General features: G+C 56.1%; 1 protein-coding gene. It reads left to right on the plus strand.

The features are described 5' to 3' along the window. Positions 1-112 precede the first annotated feature (112 nt). A complete protein-coding gene (locus tag PLUT_RS01965) occupies positions 113-21934 on the plus strand; it encodes a tandem-95 repeat protein (protein WP_081423666.1) in 21822 nt (7273 codons plus the stop codon). Positions 21935-22005: the final 71 nt, after the last annotated feature.

The following is a 22005-nucleotide window of genomic DNA, read 5'->3' on the forward strand; positions in this document are numbered from 1 at the left end:
TGCGAGAATATGTGGGTATTTGAGTGTTGTCCTGGTTGCTGCATAATGCTGAAATTGGTATAGAGTTGAAAAACCCTTTTTGCGTGGAGTTAACCCCCTGAACTTACCGAAAATGAGTGTTGCCGAACCGCACGCGGTCTGTCTCGAACAGGCGTGTGAAAGAGCGTATAGTGATGTAAATAAGCGCCTTACCCTCAAGTCCCCTGAAGTACTCCTGTATGATCCCGGCGTTGCCGAGGTTGAAGTGCTGCTTGCAGGGCTCGACCCGGCAGTACAGCCTCTGGCGGTTCAGCCGTCGGACTCTCCGCAGGAAATTCTCGCATTTCTGATATCCCATCCACAGCTGACTGCGCTCCATATCCTCGGGCATGGGGGCCCGGGTGCCGTCCGTTTCGGCGGAGTGCAGCTCAACGCTGAAGATTTTCATGTTCCAGTCGACGCGCTCATCCAGCGCGCTCGTCTCATAGACATCTATTTCTGGTCCTGCCGTACCGCACAGGGTACTGAGGGCACAACCTATCTGCAAGCAATCTCGGAGAACTCCATGGCAAATGTACACGCATCCACAGGCCTCATCGGTGAAACCGCAAAAGGCGGAAGCTGGGAACTCGATGTGACGGTCAGTCCAACAGTCCGCATGCCGTTCAGCAGCGCGGCGCGGGAAGCGTTTGAGGGGGTGCTGGCGGTTACTGCCCTGGATAATGCCCTCTCAGTAACTGAGCAGGCGACTCCAACGCTGATTGATAATAACGTAGAAATAAGCGGGATAGCTGATAGTTATTACCTGCTTGTTTCGTTGGCCGGCATCGTTTCTTCGGACCAATTCAGTTTCGCTACAACTGTACCAGCCTCACCGACTGCAGGTGCTGTTTATAGCGATTCAGGGACAATCAAGTATTATGATGGGTCCGCTTGGTCGGCAGTCGCTACGGTTGATTCGTCGCTTGATGGTGCCGGGGGTGCTTTAAAGATTGTGTTCAACTCCTCAGCTAGTGATGCTATAGCCACTGCGGTTGCTCAATCTATTTTGTATCAGTATTCCGGCGATGATCCGAATGTGGCTGCTAGGGAGGTTACCTATGCTGTTTATAGCGGCAGTAATGCATTGGTGGGTAGCAGTGATTCAACTATGATCACAGTGACGGCGGTGAATGATGCACCGGTGAACACGGTGTCAAGCGCGGTGACGGTTGCTGAAGACACGGCCATCGCGATCACGGGCCTGAGTGTTGCAGACGCTGACGATACGAGCGACATAACTGTTACGCTAAGCGTAACGAACGGGACGATTACGGTAGCCGAGAGTGTGACAAGCGGTCTGGTTACGACCGATATCGGCGGCAACGGGACGGGCACGGTTACCCTGACGGGTACGGTAGCCGAGATCAACGCGACGCTGGCCGATACGGGAGCAGTGTCGTATCAGGGTGCTTTGAACTACAACGGTAGCGACACGCTGACGATGCTGACGACCGACGGCAGTTTGTTGACTGACAGTGACACGGTCTCGATCACAGTGGCGGCGGTGAACGATGCCGCGACCTTCTCGGGCGACAAGACGGGCAGCGGAAACGAGGATGGGACGATAACCGGTACGCTCGCCGTCGCCGATGCGGCTGATGGTCTCGCAAGTCCGCTTGATTTCAGTGTCAGCACGGCGGCCTCGAACGGCACGGCTACCATCGATGCGACAACCGGAGCATGGAGTTATGCTCCGACAGCCGATTACAACGGCTCCGACAGCTTCACGGTAAGCGTTACGGACGGTGACGGAAACGTTGAGACACAGGTTATCAGCGTCACGGTGGCGGCGGTGAACGATGCCGCGACCTTCTCGGGCGACAAGACGGGCAGCGGAAACGAGGATGGGACGATAACCGGTACGCTCGCCGTCGCCGATGCGGCTGATGGTCTCGCAAGTCCGCTTGATTTCAGTGTCAGCACGGCGGCCTCGAACGGCACGGCTACCATCGATGCGACAACCGGAGCATGGAGTTATGCTCCGACAGCCGATTACAACGGCTCCGACAGCTTCACGGTAAGCGTTACGGACGGTGACGGAAACGTTGAGACACAGGTTATCAGCGTCACGGTGGCGGCGGTGAACGATGCCGCGACCTTCTCGGGCGACAAGACGGGCAGCGGAAACGAGGATGGGACGATAACCGGTACGCTCGCCGTCGCCGATGCGGCTGATGGTCTCGCAAGTCCGCTTGATTTCAGTGTCAGCACGGCGGCCTCGAACGGCACGGCTACCATCGATGCGACAACCGGAGCATGGAGTTATGCTCCGACAGCCGATTACAACGGCTCCGACAGCTTCACGGTAAGCGTTACGGACGGTGACGGAAACGTTGAGACACAGGTTATCAGCGTCACGGTGGCGGCGGTGAACGATGCCGCGACCTTCTCGGGCGACAAGACGGGCAGCGGAAACGAGGATGGGACGATAACCGGTACGCTCGCCGTCGCCGATGCGGCTGATGGTCTCGCAAGTCCGCTTGATTTCAGTGTCAGCACGGCGGCCTCGAACGGCACGGCTACCATCGATGCGACAACCGGAGCATGGAGTTATGCTCCGACAGCCGATTACAACGGCTCCGACAGCTTCACGGTAAGCGTTACGGACGGTGACGGAAACGTTGAGACACAGGTTATCAGTATTACGGTGGCGGCGGTCAACGATGCCCCAGTCGCTGTGAATGACACCGGTTCTGTTGCTGAAGATGCAACTTTGACCGTGGATGCAACATTGGGTGTGTTGGCTGATGATACTGATGTGGATACTGATGCCACTAGTACTGTCACCGCAATCCGCACTGGCGCAGAGTCAGCCGAGACCAGCACAAGTGGTACTGTCGGGACTGGGCTTGTCGGAACATACGGTACGCTCACCATCGCTGCTAACGGCAGTTATACCTATGTAGCAGATCAGGCCGCAGCGGATGATTTGGATGCTGGCGATACGGTTACTGATACCTTCACATATACCGTCTCCGATGGGAGCCTCACCGACACTGCAGAACTGGTTATCACCGTAACCGGCACCAACGACGCACCGACGGTCAGTTCTGCCATCACCAGCGCTCAGAATGAAGGCGCTGCATCCTATCAAATCGATCTGCTGACGAACGCCAGTGATGTTGATGACAGTGCTTCTCTCAGTGTTACGGGCATCACTTATAAAATTGGCACTGGCGATGCAAGTGAAAATATCCCGACCGGCCTGAGCCTGAGCGGCTCATCCCTGACAGTCAACCCGAACAGTACGGCGTTCAATGACCTTGGGGCAGGACAGCCGCGTGTTATTCTTGTCAGCTATAATGTTTCGGACGGTACGGCTACCGTTGCCCAGACGGCTACCATAACCATTACCGGGACCAATGATACTCCCTCGGTTACCCTTGGTACGGTGAGCAGTGGGTTTACCGAGATTGATGGTGTCGATACTGCGACAAATGCTGTTGCATTCGGAACTACCGGCACAGCGGAAATCGCCGATCTCGACCTTGCGAGTGACGGCATTGCCAACCTGACCATAACATTCGCCAACAGCACGATCAGGGATGGTGCTGCTGAACAGCTGCTCGTTGGGGGCTCGACAATAACGCTGAATACTACAGCTTCTGCGTCAAACCTGACGGTAGACAGTTCCGGGATTACCTGGTCGGTGGCCGTAACGAGGACGGGCGACGCGTCTACAGGGACTACGAGCGTTGTCTTCACGAATTCGGCTTCCGGCGGTGAGGCGACCACGGCCCAGGCCGAGGCGCTGCTGGATGCGATCAAATACAACAACACCTCCGACACGCCGACTGCTGGAGCCCGTACATTCCAGGTGACGGTTTCAGATGGTACGGCCACCTCGAGCGTTGCGACCAAGTCCATAACGGTCGTTCCCGAGAACGATACGCCGGTCATCGACCTGAACGGCACTTCGACCGGTGTCAATGATTCGGTGGGTTACACGGAGATCAATGGCGCCGATACGACGGCCAACGACGTCAAGCTCGGTGTTTCGGGTACGGCCGTCGTGACCGACCTAGACGGTGACTCGCTGGCCAACCTGACGGTGAGCTTCCTGAACAGCGACATCAAGGACGGCTCAAGCGAGGAGTTCGTGCTGGGTGGCCTGCATATAGGCCTCGTCAGCAACTATACGACCAACTACTTGCTTGGTGGGGTCTCCAAGTACACCATCACAACTACTGTCGGGGCCACGGAAACGACCGTGGTTTTCACCGATGCAGAGAGTGCTACACTGACGAAAGCGGATGTTGCGTATCTGCTTGACCTTGTCCAGTACAACAACACGTCGGACGCTCCGACAGATGGTGGCCGCAATTTCAACATAACGGTCTCCGACGGCACCGACGTCTCCAGCGTTGCTACGAAGACCATCACGGTGGTTCACGAAAACGACACTCCGGTGGTAAGCCTCAGTGCTGCCACTGCGACCTATACCGAGATCAATGGCGCCGATACGACTTCGAATGATGTTTCGCTCGGAACAGCCGGCCAGACCGAAATCAGCGATCTGGACAGCGCGAACCTGAGCAGTTTGACGGTATCGTTTGCCAACAGCACGATCCAGAACGGCGCTGCCGAGCAGTTCCTGGTTGGTGGTTCGACGATTGCACTTAATGCTTCTACTGGCACCACCACATTGGTCTCCACGGTTGGCGGGGTGTCCTATGCCGTCTCGATTACAAACAATAGCACGAATACATCATTTGTCTTTACCAAAGTCGGCACCAACACGGTGGTGACGAAGGCAGAGGCAGAGGCACTGCTGGACGCCATCAAGTACAACAACACGCTGGACAGCCCGACTGCAGGTGCGCGTGTCTTCAATGTGACGGTCTCTGACGGCACCGAGTCATCCACCGCCGTGACGAAAACGATCACGGTTGTTCCGACAAACGACACGCCGTCGGTAAGCCTGTATACTGCATCGGGGATATTTACCGAAACTGATGGAGAAGATGTTGCCGGCAATGATGTCGCCTTTGGTACCACCGACCAAACCGAAATCAGCGATCTGGATCTGACCAGCGATGGTATTGCCAACCTTACGGTAACATTCGCCAATACCACAATCAAGGATGGCGCAAGCGAGCAGTTTACGGTTGGCGGTTCGGAGATTGCGCTCAATGCGTCAGGGACAACCAGTTTGTCAAACACGATTGATGGCATTAACTATACCGCAACGGTAACGACGGGAACGACGAATACGACGGTCGTCTTCACCAAGGAGGGCGGCGGCGAGGTGACGACAGCCAATGCAGAGGCGCTGCTGGATGCGCTGAAGTACAATAATGCCTCTGACAGCCCGACGGAGGGCGACCGTCTGTTCAATGTGACGGTTTCAGACGGTTCGGCCGTCTCAGCCGTTTCAACCCAGACGGTCAGCGTCTCGGCGGTGAACGATACGCCTACCATTACCGTCAACACAAGCGCCACCCCGGCATTTACTGAGGTGCAGGGTGCTGATACTGCAGCCAATAAGGTCACGATCAGCCCTAATGTGACGATTGCCGATCTTGATGATGCCATCATTTCTGCGTCAGTCAGGATCACCAATCCGTTCGACGGAGACATCCTCGGCTTTACCAGTACGAGCTCAGGGAAGATAACCGGGACTTACAACAGCACCACGGGGACTCTTTCGCTTGTTGCGGCGGCAGGCCAGACTCCCTCGACGGCTGATTTCCAGGCGGCTTTGCAGTCGGTTTATTTCAACAACTCATCCGATACCCCGAATACGACGACGAGGACGGTCGAGTGTACCATTACGGACGGTGACGCCTTCTCCCTGGTAGCAACTGAGACGGTGACGGTTACATCTACTAACGACACCCCTGTCGTTACTACTTCGGCCATCAATATCTGGTCAGGTACCACTACCCAGACCTCCACGCTTTCCTATTCCGATCTCGATCCGAGTGCTTCACAGACCTGGACGGTTGTCAGCGGGACCGGTGCGGCGTTTGCAACTGCGACTGATGCGACGAACGGCAAGATCACCTTCACGGTGGCCAATGTGGTTGATGGTGGGAATATTACGGTCAAGGTGACCGACACTGGTTCGGAAGGTGCTGCAACCAGTGTCAACAAGCTGGTAGCGGTCAATGTTTACGATTATGCGCTGTTCGATACCGACGGCACAACCCAGCTTGCGGCCTATGCAACGTTTGCTGATGCTACTGCTGCAGGTACGGCAGGACAGGTCGTTAAAATAGCTACCGACAACACGGTTTCCACCTTCGTGCTTCCGGACAGTTCGGTTAGCCTGGATGTCGACGCTTCACTCGAGACTGCTGCAGTCAGCATTACCGGCAATGATGGCGATAATACCCTCACCGGCACTTCTCTGAACGATACACTGTCGGGCGGTGATGGTGACGACAGCCTGGTTGCCGGCAGTGGCAACGACACCCTGAGCGGTGGTGCCGGTGCCGATACGCTTGATGCCGGCCTCGGCAATGATGTGCTTGCCGGTGGGACTGGTGCGGACAGCCTGCTTGGTGGCGATGGAGATGATGTGTTCGCATACAGCGCATTCTCGGATGCAACTTCCAGCGCAATTGATGAGGTGACGGGTGACTCCATCAGCGGCGGGGCCGGTACCGATACGATCCTCATTTCGACGCAGGGGGCTTACGACTTCAGGACGATCTCGTCGGCCATGGGTATCGAGAAACTCGTTATTGATGCGGGAACTGCCACGCCGACAGTCATCATCGACAACAAGCTTGTCGGTGCCGGTGAGGTGCTCAATGTCTCTTCTGCCAGCGCCGACGGTACGGTAAACGTCATTCTCCACGCCACGAGCCTTACACAGGGGACAATCAACATCACGGGTTACGAGTTCGGGGACAATTCCGAGTTCAATGGCGGTACGGGCATTGATACAATCACATACTACGGCTCCGTTTCTGATTACTCGTTCTCTGGATCTCCGGACACCTATGTTAAAATCGTTTCCGACACCTATGGAGTAGATCATACGCTTCGTGGCATCGAAGTCATCAATTTTGTCACCGAGGCCGCTCCCACGACGGTTACCATGTCGGCTCGTCTTATCGGTGCAGGCGGATACGCAGCGCTTAGTGATGCCATTGCGGTTGCTTCGACGGGTGATCTCATCATGATGGCTGCTCCCGTTGCGGTCAACTACGCTGAATCGAAGGTCATTGCCGACAAGGACCTCTGGCTGAATGTGCCGATCACGACCCTTAAGGATACCGGGACAAACCTCAGCAGCGTTTCCACCATCAACGCCATAGGTACCTCGAATACCGCGGTGCTGGACATGACGGCATCCGGTTATACGGGTGACCAGTACGGCTACCCCAACTACACCACCATCGAAGTATCCGATGGCGGTACTGCTTACATGGACGCTTCGGTATTGGGCGGCCGGGCCTTTACGCTGACGGGCGATTTCCGGGTTACGGGCACCTACCTTGAAGTTCTCAATCTTGATCCGGCGACGGCCAGAAGCATTGATGTTCTCACCATTCAGGACAGTTCGGCTAATCTGGCCGCGCTCACGCCCACACAGATTGCCACACTGAAGAGTACCTATGGGGTTGACGCGTTTGTCGGTAATGGTGATATCTCACTGACCGCTGATCAGATTGCGGCATTCTCGACCAGTTCCAGCGTGACCCTGCTCAATCCAAACGGCGACGTCACCCAGATCGGGTCGAATTCGACTGCGTATGGTTATGGTGATACTCTGGACGCGTTCAGTTCAACCGAGACGGGCTATGCGCTTGCAACGAATGTGGCGAAGAGCGTTACTCTCGCTGATGTCAATACTTCCAATACGACTACCTACACCATCAGTGGCCAGATTATTGACGGCCTTGCAGGAAATGACAGGATTTCAGGTACCTCGGTTGCGACTTCGTCCGATGCCCTCGTTACCGATTATCTGATAGGCGGAGAGGGTCATGACTACCTGATCGGTGGCGGTACCGATCTCTTGCAGGGTGATGCGGGCGATGATATCTACATCGTTACCGGGGCAAACGATTTCGTCCTTGAGGATCAGGGCGAAGGCATTGACGAAGTTCGTACTTCACTCGGTACCTACACGCTTACCGATGATGTCGACATACTTCGCTATACCGGAACGACGGTGAACGCCGGCTTTACGGGAACCGGCAACGAGCTCGCAAACCGCATTTATGGCGGGGCATATAACGATACCCTGACCGGTGGCGCAGGCGACGATGTGCTCTGGGGTGGAGCAGGAGCCGATACCCTCAGTGGTGGCATCGGCAACGATACAATCATCATCGGCACTGACAGGATAGCTGTTGCTTACTATAACGGTGCATATACGACAACCGCTTCGGCGAATACTGATCCGGTCGATGATTACGCCGGCGACAGTGTCGACGGTGGCGCAGGTATCGATACCCTGCAGTTCCAGGGGACGGCAAATAACCAGAACCTGATCATCAGCAGCACGACCACTGGTATCGAAGTCTTCAAGGTCGTCAATATTCCGGGATACACTTCCTATGCGCTTGATCTTGATGCGAGCGCACTGAGCGACGACAGTGATAATTTCGCCGTCACATTTAACACCCCGGGTAGCGTGGTTTCCGGTGTTGCCTCCCTTGCCGATGACATCTCTGCTAAAGCCGGCACGGATCTTGTTTTCAACGGCGCTGAAATGGTCGGCAACGCTGCGGCCAATACCCTGAAAGGTTCCGCATACTCGGATGTCATTCTTGGCGGCGAGGGTGCCGACGGACTGTATGGACAGGGCGGCAACGACTACATCTTCGGTGAGGGCGGCAACGACCAGATCTTCGGCGGAGCTGGAGATGATGTGATCGTCGGTGGCACCGGAGACGACCGTGCGTTCGGCGACCTCGGCAGCGACATCTTCATCGGCGGGGCCGGGAATGATTATTTCTCGGGAAGCAAGGCGTCCGAGTATGTCGATAGTTCTCCTGTTGATACCGGCGTCGACAAGGCGGTGGTTGCGGCTGATGCCAAAATCTACCTCTCGGGTGACGCGCGTTTCGAGGCCACGGCATCTGTCACGGTAACCAGTAACGCAGACGGGACCGATACCTATGAAGGGGTCGAGGTTGTCAGCAAAGGCGGTGCCGTTACTGTCAGTTCCGGTGCGGTCACGGTTTCAGGTGGCACTGCTGTCGATTTGGCAATGGATTTCCGACTGATTGCCAGCACGGGAGAGCTGCTCAGCACATACAGCTCGTTCGATGCTGCTCTTGCTGCGGCCCGCTCGGCTGCAGCTACTAACACCGGCCTGACCATTGCTGTTGCAGACGGCGCTGCTGTGGTGCTTGACGGCTCGGGCGAAGGTCTCGTCAGCGGCCTCACCATCATCGGCTCCGGAACGGACGATGCGGCGACCTTCACCGGTGCACTCACCATCGACCAGTCCAACGTCACGCTCCAGGGCGTGCGGTTCGAGACGGTCGGCGACGTGGCTGCGGTGACGGTCAGCGCATCCGGCGCAACAATCGCGGATGTGAGTTTCACCGGTACTAATGTGGCCACCAGCTCGGTTGGTGTGGCTGTCGGTGCCGCAATTGGCGTCTCAATCACGGGCAGTGATTTCACCAACCTTGACACTGCCATTGCGCTTGCAGACACCTATGGAGCGGCGGCGGTGATTACCGGCAATACCATTGCATCGTCTACGGTTGGCATCGATATCAATGGTCTCGCTGCCGCGGCAGATGTCACGGTCACGAATAACAGTTTCGACAGCAACGATACCGCCCTCCTTCTCGATAAGGCGAGCACCGATTACAATGCCGCTGCGTCACTGGCGGTAGAGTACAACCGTTTCGATGTTCCTGTCGATCATGTTGGTGTTGACGCCGACGGGGTGTCCTTCAGCGGTGCTCTCCAGACAGAACTTCTGGCCACCCTCCCCTTGAATACCTATGTTCTGGCTCAAACGGATACTGCTGGTCATACTGACGGCGAAGCCATCACCAATGACGGCAACACTGCCATGGAGAGTGCCAGCAACTATGTTGTGGATGGCACTACAGCCACTGGTGATACGGTTGTGTTCCAGCAGGACGATTACGGCCTGACTCTGGACATGACCAGCGGGTCCACCCTTGCCCTTGACCTTGACAGTGACAGCACCTATACCACCTATGTTGTCGGAGAACTTGGTGAGGGGACCGTATACATTTCAACGGCAATCGAGAACATCACCGGTACAGCACAGGGGGACTCCATTACTGGAAGCGCAGATGCGAATGTACTCTCCGGCCTTGAAGGGATGGATGTCCTGAGCGGCGGAGCGGGCAACGATACCATCTACGGTGGCGCCGATGACGATCTCATCTATGGCGGTGACGGAAACGACATTCTCTATTCCGGTTCCGCCACCCTTACGGACAGCGTACAGGGTGTTGGAGACGATGTTCTCTATGGCGGTGCAGGTGACGATACCTACAAGGTCGGCGAGGTCGCCGACCAGAACTATTTTGTAGGCGGTGATGGGGAGGATACTGCGGTCTTCAGCAGGACCATCGGCTCCTACTACATCAACCGCGCAGACCTGCGCTTCCTGACGGATGTCAACCTGACTTCGGGGACGGAAGATGCCATCTGGGGGGTACTCAACAACGACGAGAGTTCTCTTAGTGCTACTGGCAGTGAAACGGCGGTTGATGTCGATTTCGCTTCCGACCAGCCGATCTTCCAGGTTGAATATGTCGTCAACGGGGTGACGATCCAGACGGATTATGTGCAGGCCGAAAACCTTGAATTTACTGATGTTACCCTGATATGGGGGACGCTGGCGGAGCTTGAATCCGATCTGGCGATCTCCGGCCTTGCCGATGCGGTCGATCCGGATGCGGACTTCCGTACCGAACTCTTCGTTACCTCCAGCGATCCTGAAGTCGCATTCGTCTATAACGGCGGTGGTTCGCCCGATGAACTGAACACGCCGAACTATGTGCTTGGCAGCCTGAAAGCCGATACGATCATCGGTGGTGATGGTGCCGATGTCGTCTTCGGTCTTGCGGGCGACGATAAGATCACCGGCGGTCTGGGTGTCGATACGCTTGATGGCGGCATCGGTGAGGACAACTACTACATCACACCGCAAATCTACAATGCGGAAACAGGGTATTGGATTGGTGACGAGTTCCAGGCTGGCGACATCATCGCCGATACGGGTGACGGTGATGCCGGCATAGACCAGCTCGACGAAGTCCATATCATCGATGGAGGTTATGTCCACTTCGACTATGGAACCCTCACAGGAGTCGACGAGGTCCTTTACGACAGCTACATGGCTGAAGATAACGGAGTCACCTCTTCGGACAGCAACCAGGTGTATGTCACAAGCGAGCAGTTCGACGGTGTCGACTACTTCCGCTCGGGCTCGGCTGCGTACGATTACCTGGAGATCGAGTTCTTTGAAAACGACACCACCCTTACGGCTACGAATGTCGTCGGTGTTGAAGCGGTGGTTCTCGATACCTGGACCGACGGTTCAGAAGAAAACAGGATTGATGCGGCTGGCATCACCACTGATGCCATTGTCTATGTCCGCGGCGGCCAGTCCGATACCGATTCGGACTCCATCAGGGTCGACAATCTGGTTGCCGATATCCGTGCCGACGGTTACACTACCGTTACGGGACACTCTACAACCGGCATCTATTATGGTGACCTTGACATCAACCTGCGCTCCGGTGCTGGAGAGGTCAGGATCTGGACGGGTGCGGATGACACCACCGTCACAACCCGTACCGGCAGTTTAGCCTATGTCGATGCTGACAAGCTTACCCTTGGCGACCTCTATCTGGACGGCGTCGGCAATGTGACGGTCGTCAATGCCGGAAGCATAACGGTTGACGCTTCGAAGGATCTGGCGTTTGACGACCTTGACACCCTCAACCCGCTTACCGGTACGTTGAGTGTAACGACCAAAAATTACGCGGATATTGATATCCTGACCGGTACGAACACCACGACCGTAACCAGTTATTATGGCCATGTCGATGTCGATGCTACCGAGCTTCTCGATGACAAGGTTGCCGGCCAGTACAACCTTATCCTGAAGGGTTCGTCTTCGGTCACCGTGACCGAACTGCAGGGCGATGTGAATGCCTCGCTGAGTTCCGGGGCGATGGACATCACCACGGCAACCACCCTTGAGGCTGGCCATGACGGCAATGTCGATATCATCACGGGTACCCATGATACCAAAATCACGGGAACGACCGACGGCCTTTCGGTCACGGTCAATGCCGACCTGCTCTCGAGTGATGCAGTGCACTCCGATGTCCTGACCCTCGACGGGCAGGCCGACTTCGATGTCGATCATATCGCTTCGGGAGTTACCGTCGATGCTGACGGTGATGGATCGGGCGCAGCCCTGCAGGGCACGCTCGTCATCGACACCGATGCCGCTGCCAAGGATGTCCTGGTTCTTACCGGTGTGGCGGCTACGACGATCAACACGCAGTCGTCTCTCGGCGGGACTGTTACTGTCGAAGCCGACAAGCTGGCTGACGACATCACGCTTGCGCTCAACGGAGCTGCGGCAATTACGGTGAACGATCTGGTCGGTGATATCGATGCCGACGGCAACGGTACCACCACAGGCATGACCGCCGGTGACCTGATCGTCAAGACCGCCGACAACGGCGGCGGCTCGCTTGCCATTCATACCGGCGACACCTCGCTGTACCTCAATACGGCTGCCGACACGGATACAAAGGATGCGGTCACGGTCGACGCAGACATGATGGCCCGCGACACCGACATGTACATCGGCGGTGCTTCGAATGTCACCATTACAGGCCTTATTACCGATCTCTACGCCTCGAGCGCCGCGACGGACTATGCGACCCTGAGCGGGTCCCTCACCGTGACGACCGGTGCGTTGACCAATGGCGGCGGAACCGGCGGGGCAGTCCAGTTCGTGCTCGGTTCGGGTGTAACGACCGTCGTTGCCAATGAGTCCGGAACCGATGCTACGACGACGGACCTCGTTATCGATGCTACGGCGCTCACCGCCAACACTCTGACGCTGCGGGGTACCGCCGAGATTGAAGTCGATCATGTGAGCACCAATGTCGATGCAGGCGGCGATGCCGAGAGCTCACTGTCGCCGTTGAGCGGAATGCTGGATATCGATGCGGAGGCAGGATCGCATACATTCACGGTTACGACCGGTACCGGGCGTACCGCAGTCACGGCGGCAACCGGCAACACAATCACCATCGCTGCGGCGCTGCTTGATGATATCAATGCAGTGGTGTCCGGCGCAAAGGCCGATGCGGAGCTGGTCCTCGACGGTACCGGTACGGTGAGGGTCAACGATCTCAACGGTGACCTGAATGCCGAAGATTTCAGCGGGGCTACGGGCACTTCCCTGACGGTCAATGTCTCCGACCTGTCTGGAACCGGAGACGGTGCGGACAGCCTTGCCGCCCTTGAAATCGTGACAGGCTCAACCGATACCAACATTACCGGTAACGACCTTTACGACGATGTCGATACGCTTGATATCCGGGTTGATGGTTCCGCTCTGGCCGGTCAAGCCGGTGAACGCCTGAAACTCAGCGGTACGGCCGAGTATGTTGTTGAGAACAATACGGACAATCAGAAGCTGACCCTCGATGTATACGATCTTCTCGACAACAATGAAGTGACCCTCCAGGGTGTCGGTGACTTCGAACTCACAGGCACCAGCGCCGATGTGGATGCCAGCGATCTTACTGGCGACATTACCGTCCGGACGAAAAACACTGATCCTGATGCTGCCGACGACATCATTGTCACCTCCGGATCGGGCATCACGACCGTGGACGCTGTGGAATCTGTCGACAAGATCACCCTGAACGCGGCACTGATTCATGACGACCATCTGGATGCGGAACGCACCATAGAGACGGAAAAAACCGAAGTCAATGTTCTTGGCGCAGGTACCGTCGTTGTCACTAACCTCAAGGCTGACCTTGATGCTTCAAGCTTTACGGGTACTCTGGATGTGACCCGTACTGCTGTCGGTGTTGATGCGTCGGAAAACCCCTACATCGATGATGTCGACATCACGGTCGGCGTCAAGGGCGCTTCAATTGACGCGGGTGAAATCCGCAACAATACGACCTATGTCGATGCGCACCTGATGGATGCGGACGGCCTGCTTACGCTGGAAGGTGCAGACGCCACCTCGTTCCTTGTTGACCTTGTCAATGAAGGCGCAAAAATCGATGCCAGGGGCCTCGACGGTGCGCTTGATGTCTACACCATCGACGGTGTTGGCAAGACTTCGGTTGTCGAGGTCCTGACCGGTACGGCTGAGACTACGATTACTTCGAATGCCGGCGCGGTCGATGTCGATGCGACTGCACTGGACGATGAGACCCTCTATCTCATCGGCAGTTCGGAATACGAGGTCACACATCTGGGGTACAATCTCTTTGCAGAGAACTCCACGGGCGCCATTGCTGTGACGACGGATGCCATCAGCGGGTATTCTTCCACTTCACCCTTCCTGACGATCACGACCGGCACGGGCAACATGACGGTCAACGGCGATGACAGCAATGACAGCGATACTGGTATTCTGGACATCACCGTCAAAGCCGACAAGATTGCCGACGCGAGCACGACTGAAGTCGATCTCTATCTGACGGGAGATGCCGAATACCTCATCACCAGCAATACCACAACGGTTGGCGGTTCATACAGCGAGGTCACCATCGATGCGAGTGATCTCGGCGATACCGGCGGCCTTACGCTTTCGGGTGAGGGCAACTTCCGTCTGGTCAATACGACCCAGGATGTGCTTGCGCCGACCCTCGAGGGCAAGCTGACGGTCGAGACTGAAGGCCCGGTTGGTGGCACGGCAGTCGCCAATATCATCACCGTAACGGCAGGATCGGGTCAGCTTGGTGTCAAGGCCACTGATTCGATTGACAAGATCACGGTCGAGGCGGCGAACCTGGTTGATGATACGAACACATATTCTCCCGCTACCTACAATCCCGGGACATGGGAGCTGACGGCTGAGGGGGCCGGTACGGTTGTTGTCAATGGCCTGGCTGCCGACCTTGATGCTCACACTCTGGGCGGTGAGCTGACCGTCAGTCTGGGCGATGTGACCCCGGCAGATGTTGATATCTGGCTGAATGATGGCGACTCAACCATCAATACCGACAGCTCGGGCGTCACCCTCAATGCCTCCCAGCTTGGTACGGACGATGTCGTTACCCTTACCGAGGCTGGTGCAGTCTACCTGTTCAATGCCGATGCTGGCATGAAGGTCGATGCCAAAACGGTTGTTTCCGGTCAGGAAACAAGCTACAGCGGCCTCCTGACCGTTGCTACGGCGGCACTCTCTACCGGGGAGAAGGTCTTTGTCGATACCGGTTCCAATGATACCAAGATCATCGGCAGCGGAGGTGGGGTCGATGTGGATGCAACGGTTCTGGCCGATAACAACGATCTCATCATCCAGGGTTCGTCCGTGGTGACGGTGACCGGTCTGCAGGCCGATGTCAAGGCCGGCGCCACCAGTGGCACCATCAGCACCGGAGCTATCGATATCACGACCGTTTCAAACGCCAATCTCAGCGTGGAGACCGGTACGGGAGATATCGCAATCACGAGCGCAAGCGGCGTGGTGACTGTTGATGCAGCCTCCATGAGCCGCAGTGTGAAAGACGCAGATGCGGACATCACCGTGGACGGAAGTGCCAAATTCACCCTCAGCAGCGTCGGGACGAATGTGCTTGTCGATGCTGCGCAGCTCAGCACCGCAAATCATAGCACCGACGACGGCAAACTGACTGTCACTACCAAAGACGGGGCGACCGGAGTTGTCATCACCACCGGCAATGCCCAGACGACGGTCAATACCGGAAGCTCTACTGCCGGCAGGGTTGAGGTTCAGGCGGACACAATGGATAACGATATTGTTCTTGACCTGAACGGTTCGTCGCAGGTGAATGTGTTCGATGTCATCGGAGACATTGACGCTTCCGGTCTGAGCAATACGCTCTATGTCAAGACAGCTGACAACGAGGACGCTGTCGGAAGCAGCAGCCTTGAGGATGTGAAAGTAACCCTCGGCAACGCGAGCGCGGGCATCGTTGGCGTTGGCAGTGACGACCGCATCGATGTTGTTGCAAATGCCATGACTACCAACGGCAGGGTATTGAGCCTGGCTGGTGCTTCGGATGTCTATGTGACAGGCCTGTTCGAGAATCTGGATGCCAACGGAAGCAGCGTCAACGGCTACAGCATGGCAGCCCTGACGGGAGATCTGTTCGTCACGACCGGAGAATTGACGAGCGACAGTCAGTTGACGATGTACACTGGTACCGGCAACACCTTCATCAATGCCGACAAGGTCGATACCGACACCAATGACCTGGAGGACCTGACTGTAGATGCCGGCGCCATGAGTTCTGGTGTCGCTGAAGCGACGCTGACCCTGACCGGCGATGCCGATATCTATGTCTACGGCGCAAGCCGCGATATCCTGGCCACGACATACAGCGGAGACTCTTCGGTCGATACCCAGCTGACGGGTTCCCTGTGGGTACGTGCGAATAGTTCGAGCAACTTCGATATCGTGACGGGTACGCACAAAACGACCGTCACCATGGACTCCGCTTCCTCGACGGTGCATGTCGATGCCATGGCACTTGTCGAGGACGCTACACTGTCAAGTTCCTATGAGGAACTGAACATCACGGGTTCGGCCACGAGCTCAACGGCCTATGTGACCAACCTCGTTGCCGATGTCAAGGCTGACCTGTTCTACGGCACGCTTGATGTGATTACAGCGGAAAATGCTTCGATTGCAGTGATTGCCGGTAACCGTAACAACTTTATCAGCGCCAACGGAGCTGATGCAGCCGTGATGGTCAATGCCGGGGCCATTGATGCCAACTACAACCTCTATGCCCGCGGGGTGGGAGACTTCTCTGTTACGAGTGTCGGAAACAGCGTCGTCATCGATGCCGACGGCTCAAGTACCTATACCGATAAGCTGACCGGATCCCTGGATGTGACCACTGCCAGTGGTGCGACCAATGTTGCAGTATACACGGGTACTTATACGACAACGGTCGAGGGTAACCTGGGCAGCATTGCGGTCAATGCAAAGGAACTGCTTGATCGGGAAAGCACCTATGAGATGTTACTCGAGGGCAGTTCCGCCATGACGGTTACCAACCTGATTGCTGATGTGAACGCCACTGCATCGTCAGGAACGGTGAGTATTACAACCGGTGACGCCGTTGACAACGGCATCAGCATCCTGACCGGTTCCGGGGCGATGAGCGTTACCGACAGTGCCGCCAGTGATACGGTGAGCATTGATGCAACAAAGCTGAATGATAATACCCTGCTTACCTTGTCCGGTGATGCCAAGTTTACGGTGTCTTCCCTCAAGGGCGATGCGGTGGTCAATAGCGGTACCGGCCTCTTTACGGCAACGCTGGCTGACGCCCCGGATGTCACCATCGATACTGACCGTACCACGACAGTGAATGCGGCAGCTCTTGCTGCCGGTCATACGCTGGAGCTGACCGGTTCGGGCAATGTGACCCTCAGCGGCCTGATTGCGAACCTTGATGCCAATGGCGTCAGCGACTGGAACAGCGGATCGGAGCTGACCGGCACCCTGAACATTACCACCTCGGTAAGGCAGACCGACGGAGAGGTGACCAGCGGCGGCGTGACCGGCGACGGTACGGATCCGGCACTGACCATCTGGACCGGCAGCAACTCGACGACGGTAACGGGCTATGATGCTACCGCCAACGAGTCCTCCATTCTTGACATTGTCGTTGATGCGACAAAACTTGCCGATACAAACACCAGCACGGTTCTTTATCTCGGCGGTGATGCGGAGTACAAACTGGTCAACTCTGATACGACCTACTCGACGAGCCATAAGGAAGTGCAGGTCAACCTCGCCAATGCTGCTGGTTCCGGCAAGGTCATCCTTACCGGCACCGGTGCCTACAACCTGATTGAGACCTCGACCGATATTGATGCGGGTATTGCCGAGGGACCGCTGACAGTCACCACCAGAGTTGCGAGCGTTGACGACATCATCGTCACGGCCGGCACCAACATCCTCACCGTTGATGCGGTGAACGCCGGCGATACGGTGGCAATCGTGGCTGCGAACCTCACCGACGACATGGATGACAATGATCGCACTGGAACGGTTAGCAAGGATCCGGATAGTGACGGCGTTGATACATTCGAGCTGACCACAAAGGGTGCGGGTGATATTACCGTCAGCGACCTGTCTGCCGATCTTGATGCGTCGCTTCTTTCCGGTGACCTCTATGTTTCGCTGAAGACGTTCTCGAGCTTTGATACTGTTGACGATGTCGACATCAAGCTCAACTCCGGTGATGCAACCATCAACACCCGAAGGCTCCAGTCGCGTGATGTTACCCTTGATGCGGATGCTATGGCTGAGGGTGATACCATCACCCTTGCAGGTGGCGGCAATATTGTTGCATACAAAGTTGATGCAGGCGTCACGGTCGATGCGAAAACCGGCGTCGTGGTCGGTGTGACGCAGGTTAACTCTACGGGTATCCTTGAAATCTATACCGATGTTCTGTCAACCGGTGAACAGGTCCAGGTGCTGACGGGTGAAGGTCCCACGACCATCGTGAGCACAGGTTCTGCGGCAGATTCGAAGATCACCGTCGATGCTGATTTCCTCAAGCAGGCAACGACTGGCGATTACCTGAAAAAAGACCTTATCCTGAACGGTTCGACTGCATTCTGGGTGACGGCCCTCGGCGCCAGTGTGTACGCGACTGCAGCTTCGGCTTTGGTCAACATTACGATGGAGGAGACCGATTCGGTTGCCGATACCCTCTGGGTGACGACCGGTACGGCCAACACCGTCATTACGGGCCTCGATGCCCTCGACACCATCCAGGTCGATGCCGCGGCGTCGGGTTCGGGCGACATCATCACCGTCGACGGATCCTCGGATGTCATCATATCCAATGTTTCTTCTTCAATGGATATCGATGCCAACGGCGATGCAAGCGATACCGGCAGCACCGCGCTCACCGGTGAGTTGACTGTGTCGCTTACCTCAACCGCTGATTCCGTCGATATCTGGACCGGCACGAAGAACACCACCGTCCATACCAACATTTCGAATGCGGGCCATGGTGTATCTATTGTCGCTGCCGCTCTCGAAGACAACCAGCAGTTGACTCTGGACGGTGCCGCCAATGTGGTGGTGACGGGCCTGGACGGCAACATCACAGCAACCAGCCTGACCGGCAGCCTGACGGTGACGACAGCCGGTGCGGCAGATGGCCAGATCTCTATCGCTTTGGGTTCCGGGACGACCACGGTGACTGCCGATGCCCTCGATACGGTGACGATCGATGCGACCCAGCAGGACGGCAATGCAGCCAGCACCGACGGAGCAGACATTATTACACTCAACGGCAACGGGGCCTTTGTGGTCAACAACCTGAAAGCCGACATCGATGCTGCGGCTGACGGGGATGCAACTGCGGGAGAAGTGTCGTTGACGGTCGATCTCCTCACTCCGGAGGACAACGCCATCACAATCGATACCGACAGGACAACGCTCGTCAAGGCCGGGGAGCTGGATGGAACCGATGATGTCCTGACCCTGAAGGGTGATGGCGACATCACTGTGGGTATCTACGACGAGTCGACCGGCGCTACGACTGAAGGACTTGGAGTGATTACACTCAATGCTGCGGAGACCACTGGATCCATCGAAGTCTACACTTCAGCGATTGCCGGTGCAACTTCGGGGACTACTCAGCACCTGACGGCAACAACCGGTTCAGGTGACTTCCTCATCTACGGTGATGACAGTACGAATGCAACATATGTGAGTGGTACAGTTGAGAGTGGCAGCGTCTACTCTGAGACCCGTGACATTCAGATTGATTCGTCTCTGATGACATCGGAAGACCGTCTGACTCTCGGCGGAGATGCCGAGTTCTACCTGACGGGTGTCGCCGCAATCGTCCAGGCATCTGAGGACGGCATCTGGACAGGGCACACCGACGACGGGTCTGTTGATGTGGCCAACATGCCGCTTGATTCGGCATCTATTTCTCCCGATACAGCTGAGGGACTTGGGCTGAATGGTATCGATGCCAACCTCACATCACTTGCAACAGGCGACATCTACATCACAGGTACCGATGCCGCCAATACATTCCTGCTCGGTGGTGGCGATGACACCATCTATGGCTACGGTGGAGATGACTACCTCCGCGGTGGCGATGGTGATGATATCATTTACGCCGGTATGGGTGACGACACCATCTATGGCGGTGACGGCGATGACTTCCTCGTCGGCGGTTCCGGAAGGGACGGCAGCGACTTCATCAGCGGTGGCGACGGTGTCGATACGGCCTGCTTCTATTATTCAACCTATGACACAGCCGCAGCTCGCTATGTTCTCTATCTGGATAGTGACGGCAACATGCTGTCGAGCAATCTGGATATCATCGGTCAGGACGGGTTGGATACCGGTAATAATGCATCAGAAATAGCAGAGACATTCTACTACTCGTTCGACCGTACGACCAGCGGCACCTTGAATCAGGTTGAGGTCATCGTCAACCTCGAGTCTGCGACCGAGACCATCACCGACAGGGTCCTGAGTGATGTTGAAAACCTGCAGTTCTGCAATATTTCCACTGGTGGTAGTGAGGTCCTGAACCCGGACGACTTTGTAGGTAAGGTCATCAATGTCAACACCGGTGAGAAGTTCTCTACCATTCAGGCAGCAATCGATGATTCCGACACCCGAGATGATGATGTGATCCTCGCCAAGAGCGCTGTTTACAACGAGGAGGCATTCGTCAGCAAGAACCTGACATTCTTCCTGCAGGATGGTGCCAGCGGTGTGACATTGACCCTTGCCAACGATTATCTCGATCATACCGAGTATGAACTGGCCATAAAGGTCATGAGTGAAGAGGATATCACAATCAACGGCAACGGTGGCGACAACACAATCACCATTCTTGATTACAGTGATCTGGCCAGCTGGACGCAATCAAATGAAGGTACCAACAGCGGCCTGCATGAGATCGACACCAATGAGGATGGATCCGCTGATACCGAGGCCTTCGAGCTGATTGGCGGGTGGTCAACCGCCGTCCCCTCGGTTCGTGGCGATGGGGAGGAGATCTTCGGTTACCTTAGCGAATTCGATAACGCCAGCTATACCATCAACGGTCTTGACGGCGATGATGTCATCCGCATCAGTGAAACCTCCACCAAGATTCACTATCTCTACGGCGGATCGGGAGACGACTTCCTCTCTGCCGGCCAGGGTACCGAGTGGCTTGACGGTGGATCGGGCAATGATATCCTTGTTTCGCTCGGCGGTGATGACCGCATGCTCGGAGGCAGCGGTGATGACCTGATTGTGCTGGCGACCTACAACGATGGTGATGCAGGCAGCGTACTTGATCCAAGTGGCGATGGCCGAACCCTTATCCTCCTTGGTGGCGGCGATGACCAGATTGTTGCGGCCGTTCTGGACCCCGATTACGGTATCGACATCGATGCATGGGTTCTTGACTTTGCCCGTGGCGATGATCGGATCAACCTTGAGAACCTGGTCGACAGCAAGGGTGGAACAGTCGATCTCTATGACATCATCAAAGATATCTCTGGATCTGAAATCGGCCTTGATAACTATACGGCCACATACGACGACGGGGATGCAGCTCATACCGATGATGTGAATGTCAATGTGGAGGGTTCCATCTATCTGCTCGGCATCAATACTGCGCGCCTTACTTCTACAGATTTCGTCTACGATAGTGACGCTGCGTGGCTTGATCAGTTCCATGACCTCATCGGTCTGCAGGATGTTTTGCAGGCAGTATAGTCTTCCAATGCCGTGAGGCAGGCGAGTCGGTCGCCTGCCCTCTTTTTTGTCCGGGGTGCGTTTTCTCCGGG

The sequence above is a fragment of the Pelodictyon luteolum DSM 273 genome, assembly GCF_000012485.1.
GTDB classification, from domain to species: domain Bacteria; phylum Bacteroidota; class Chlorobiia; order Chlorobiales; family Chlorobiaceae; genus Chlorobium; species Chlorobium luteolum.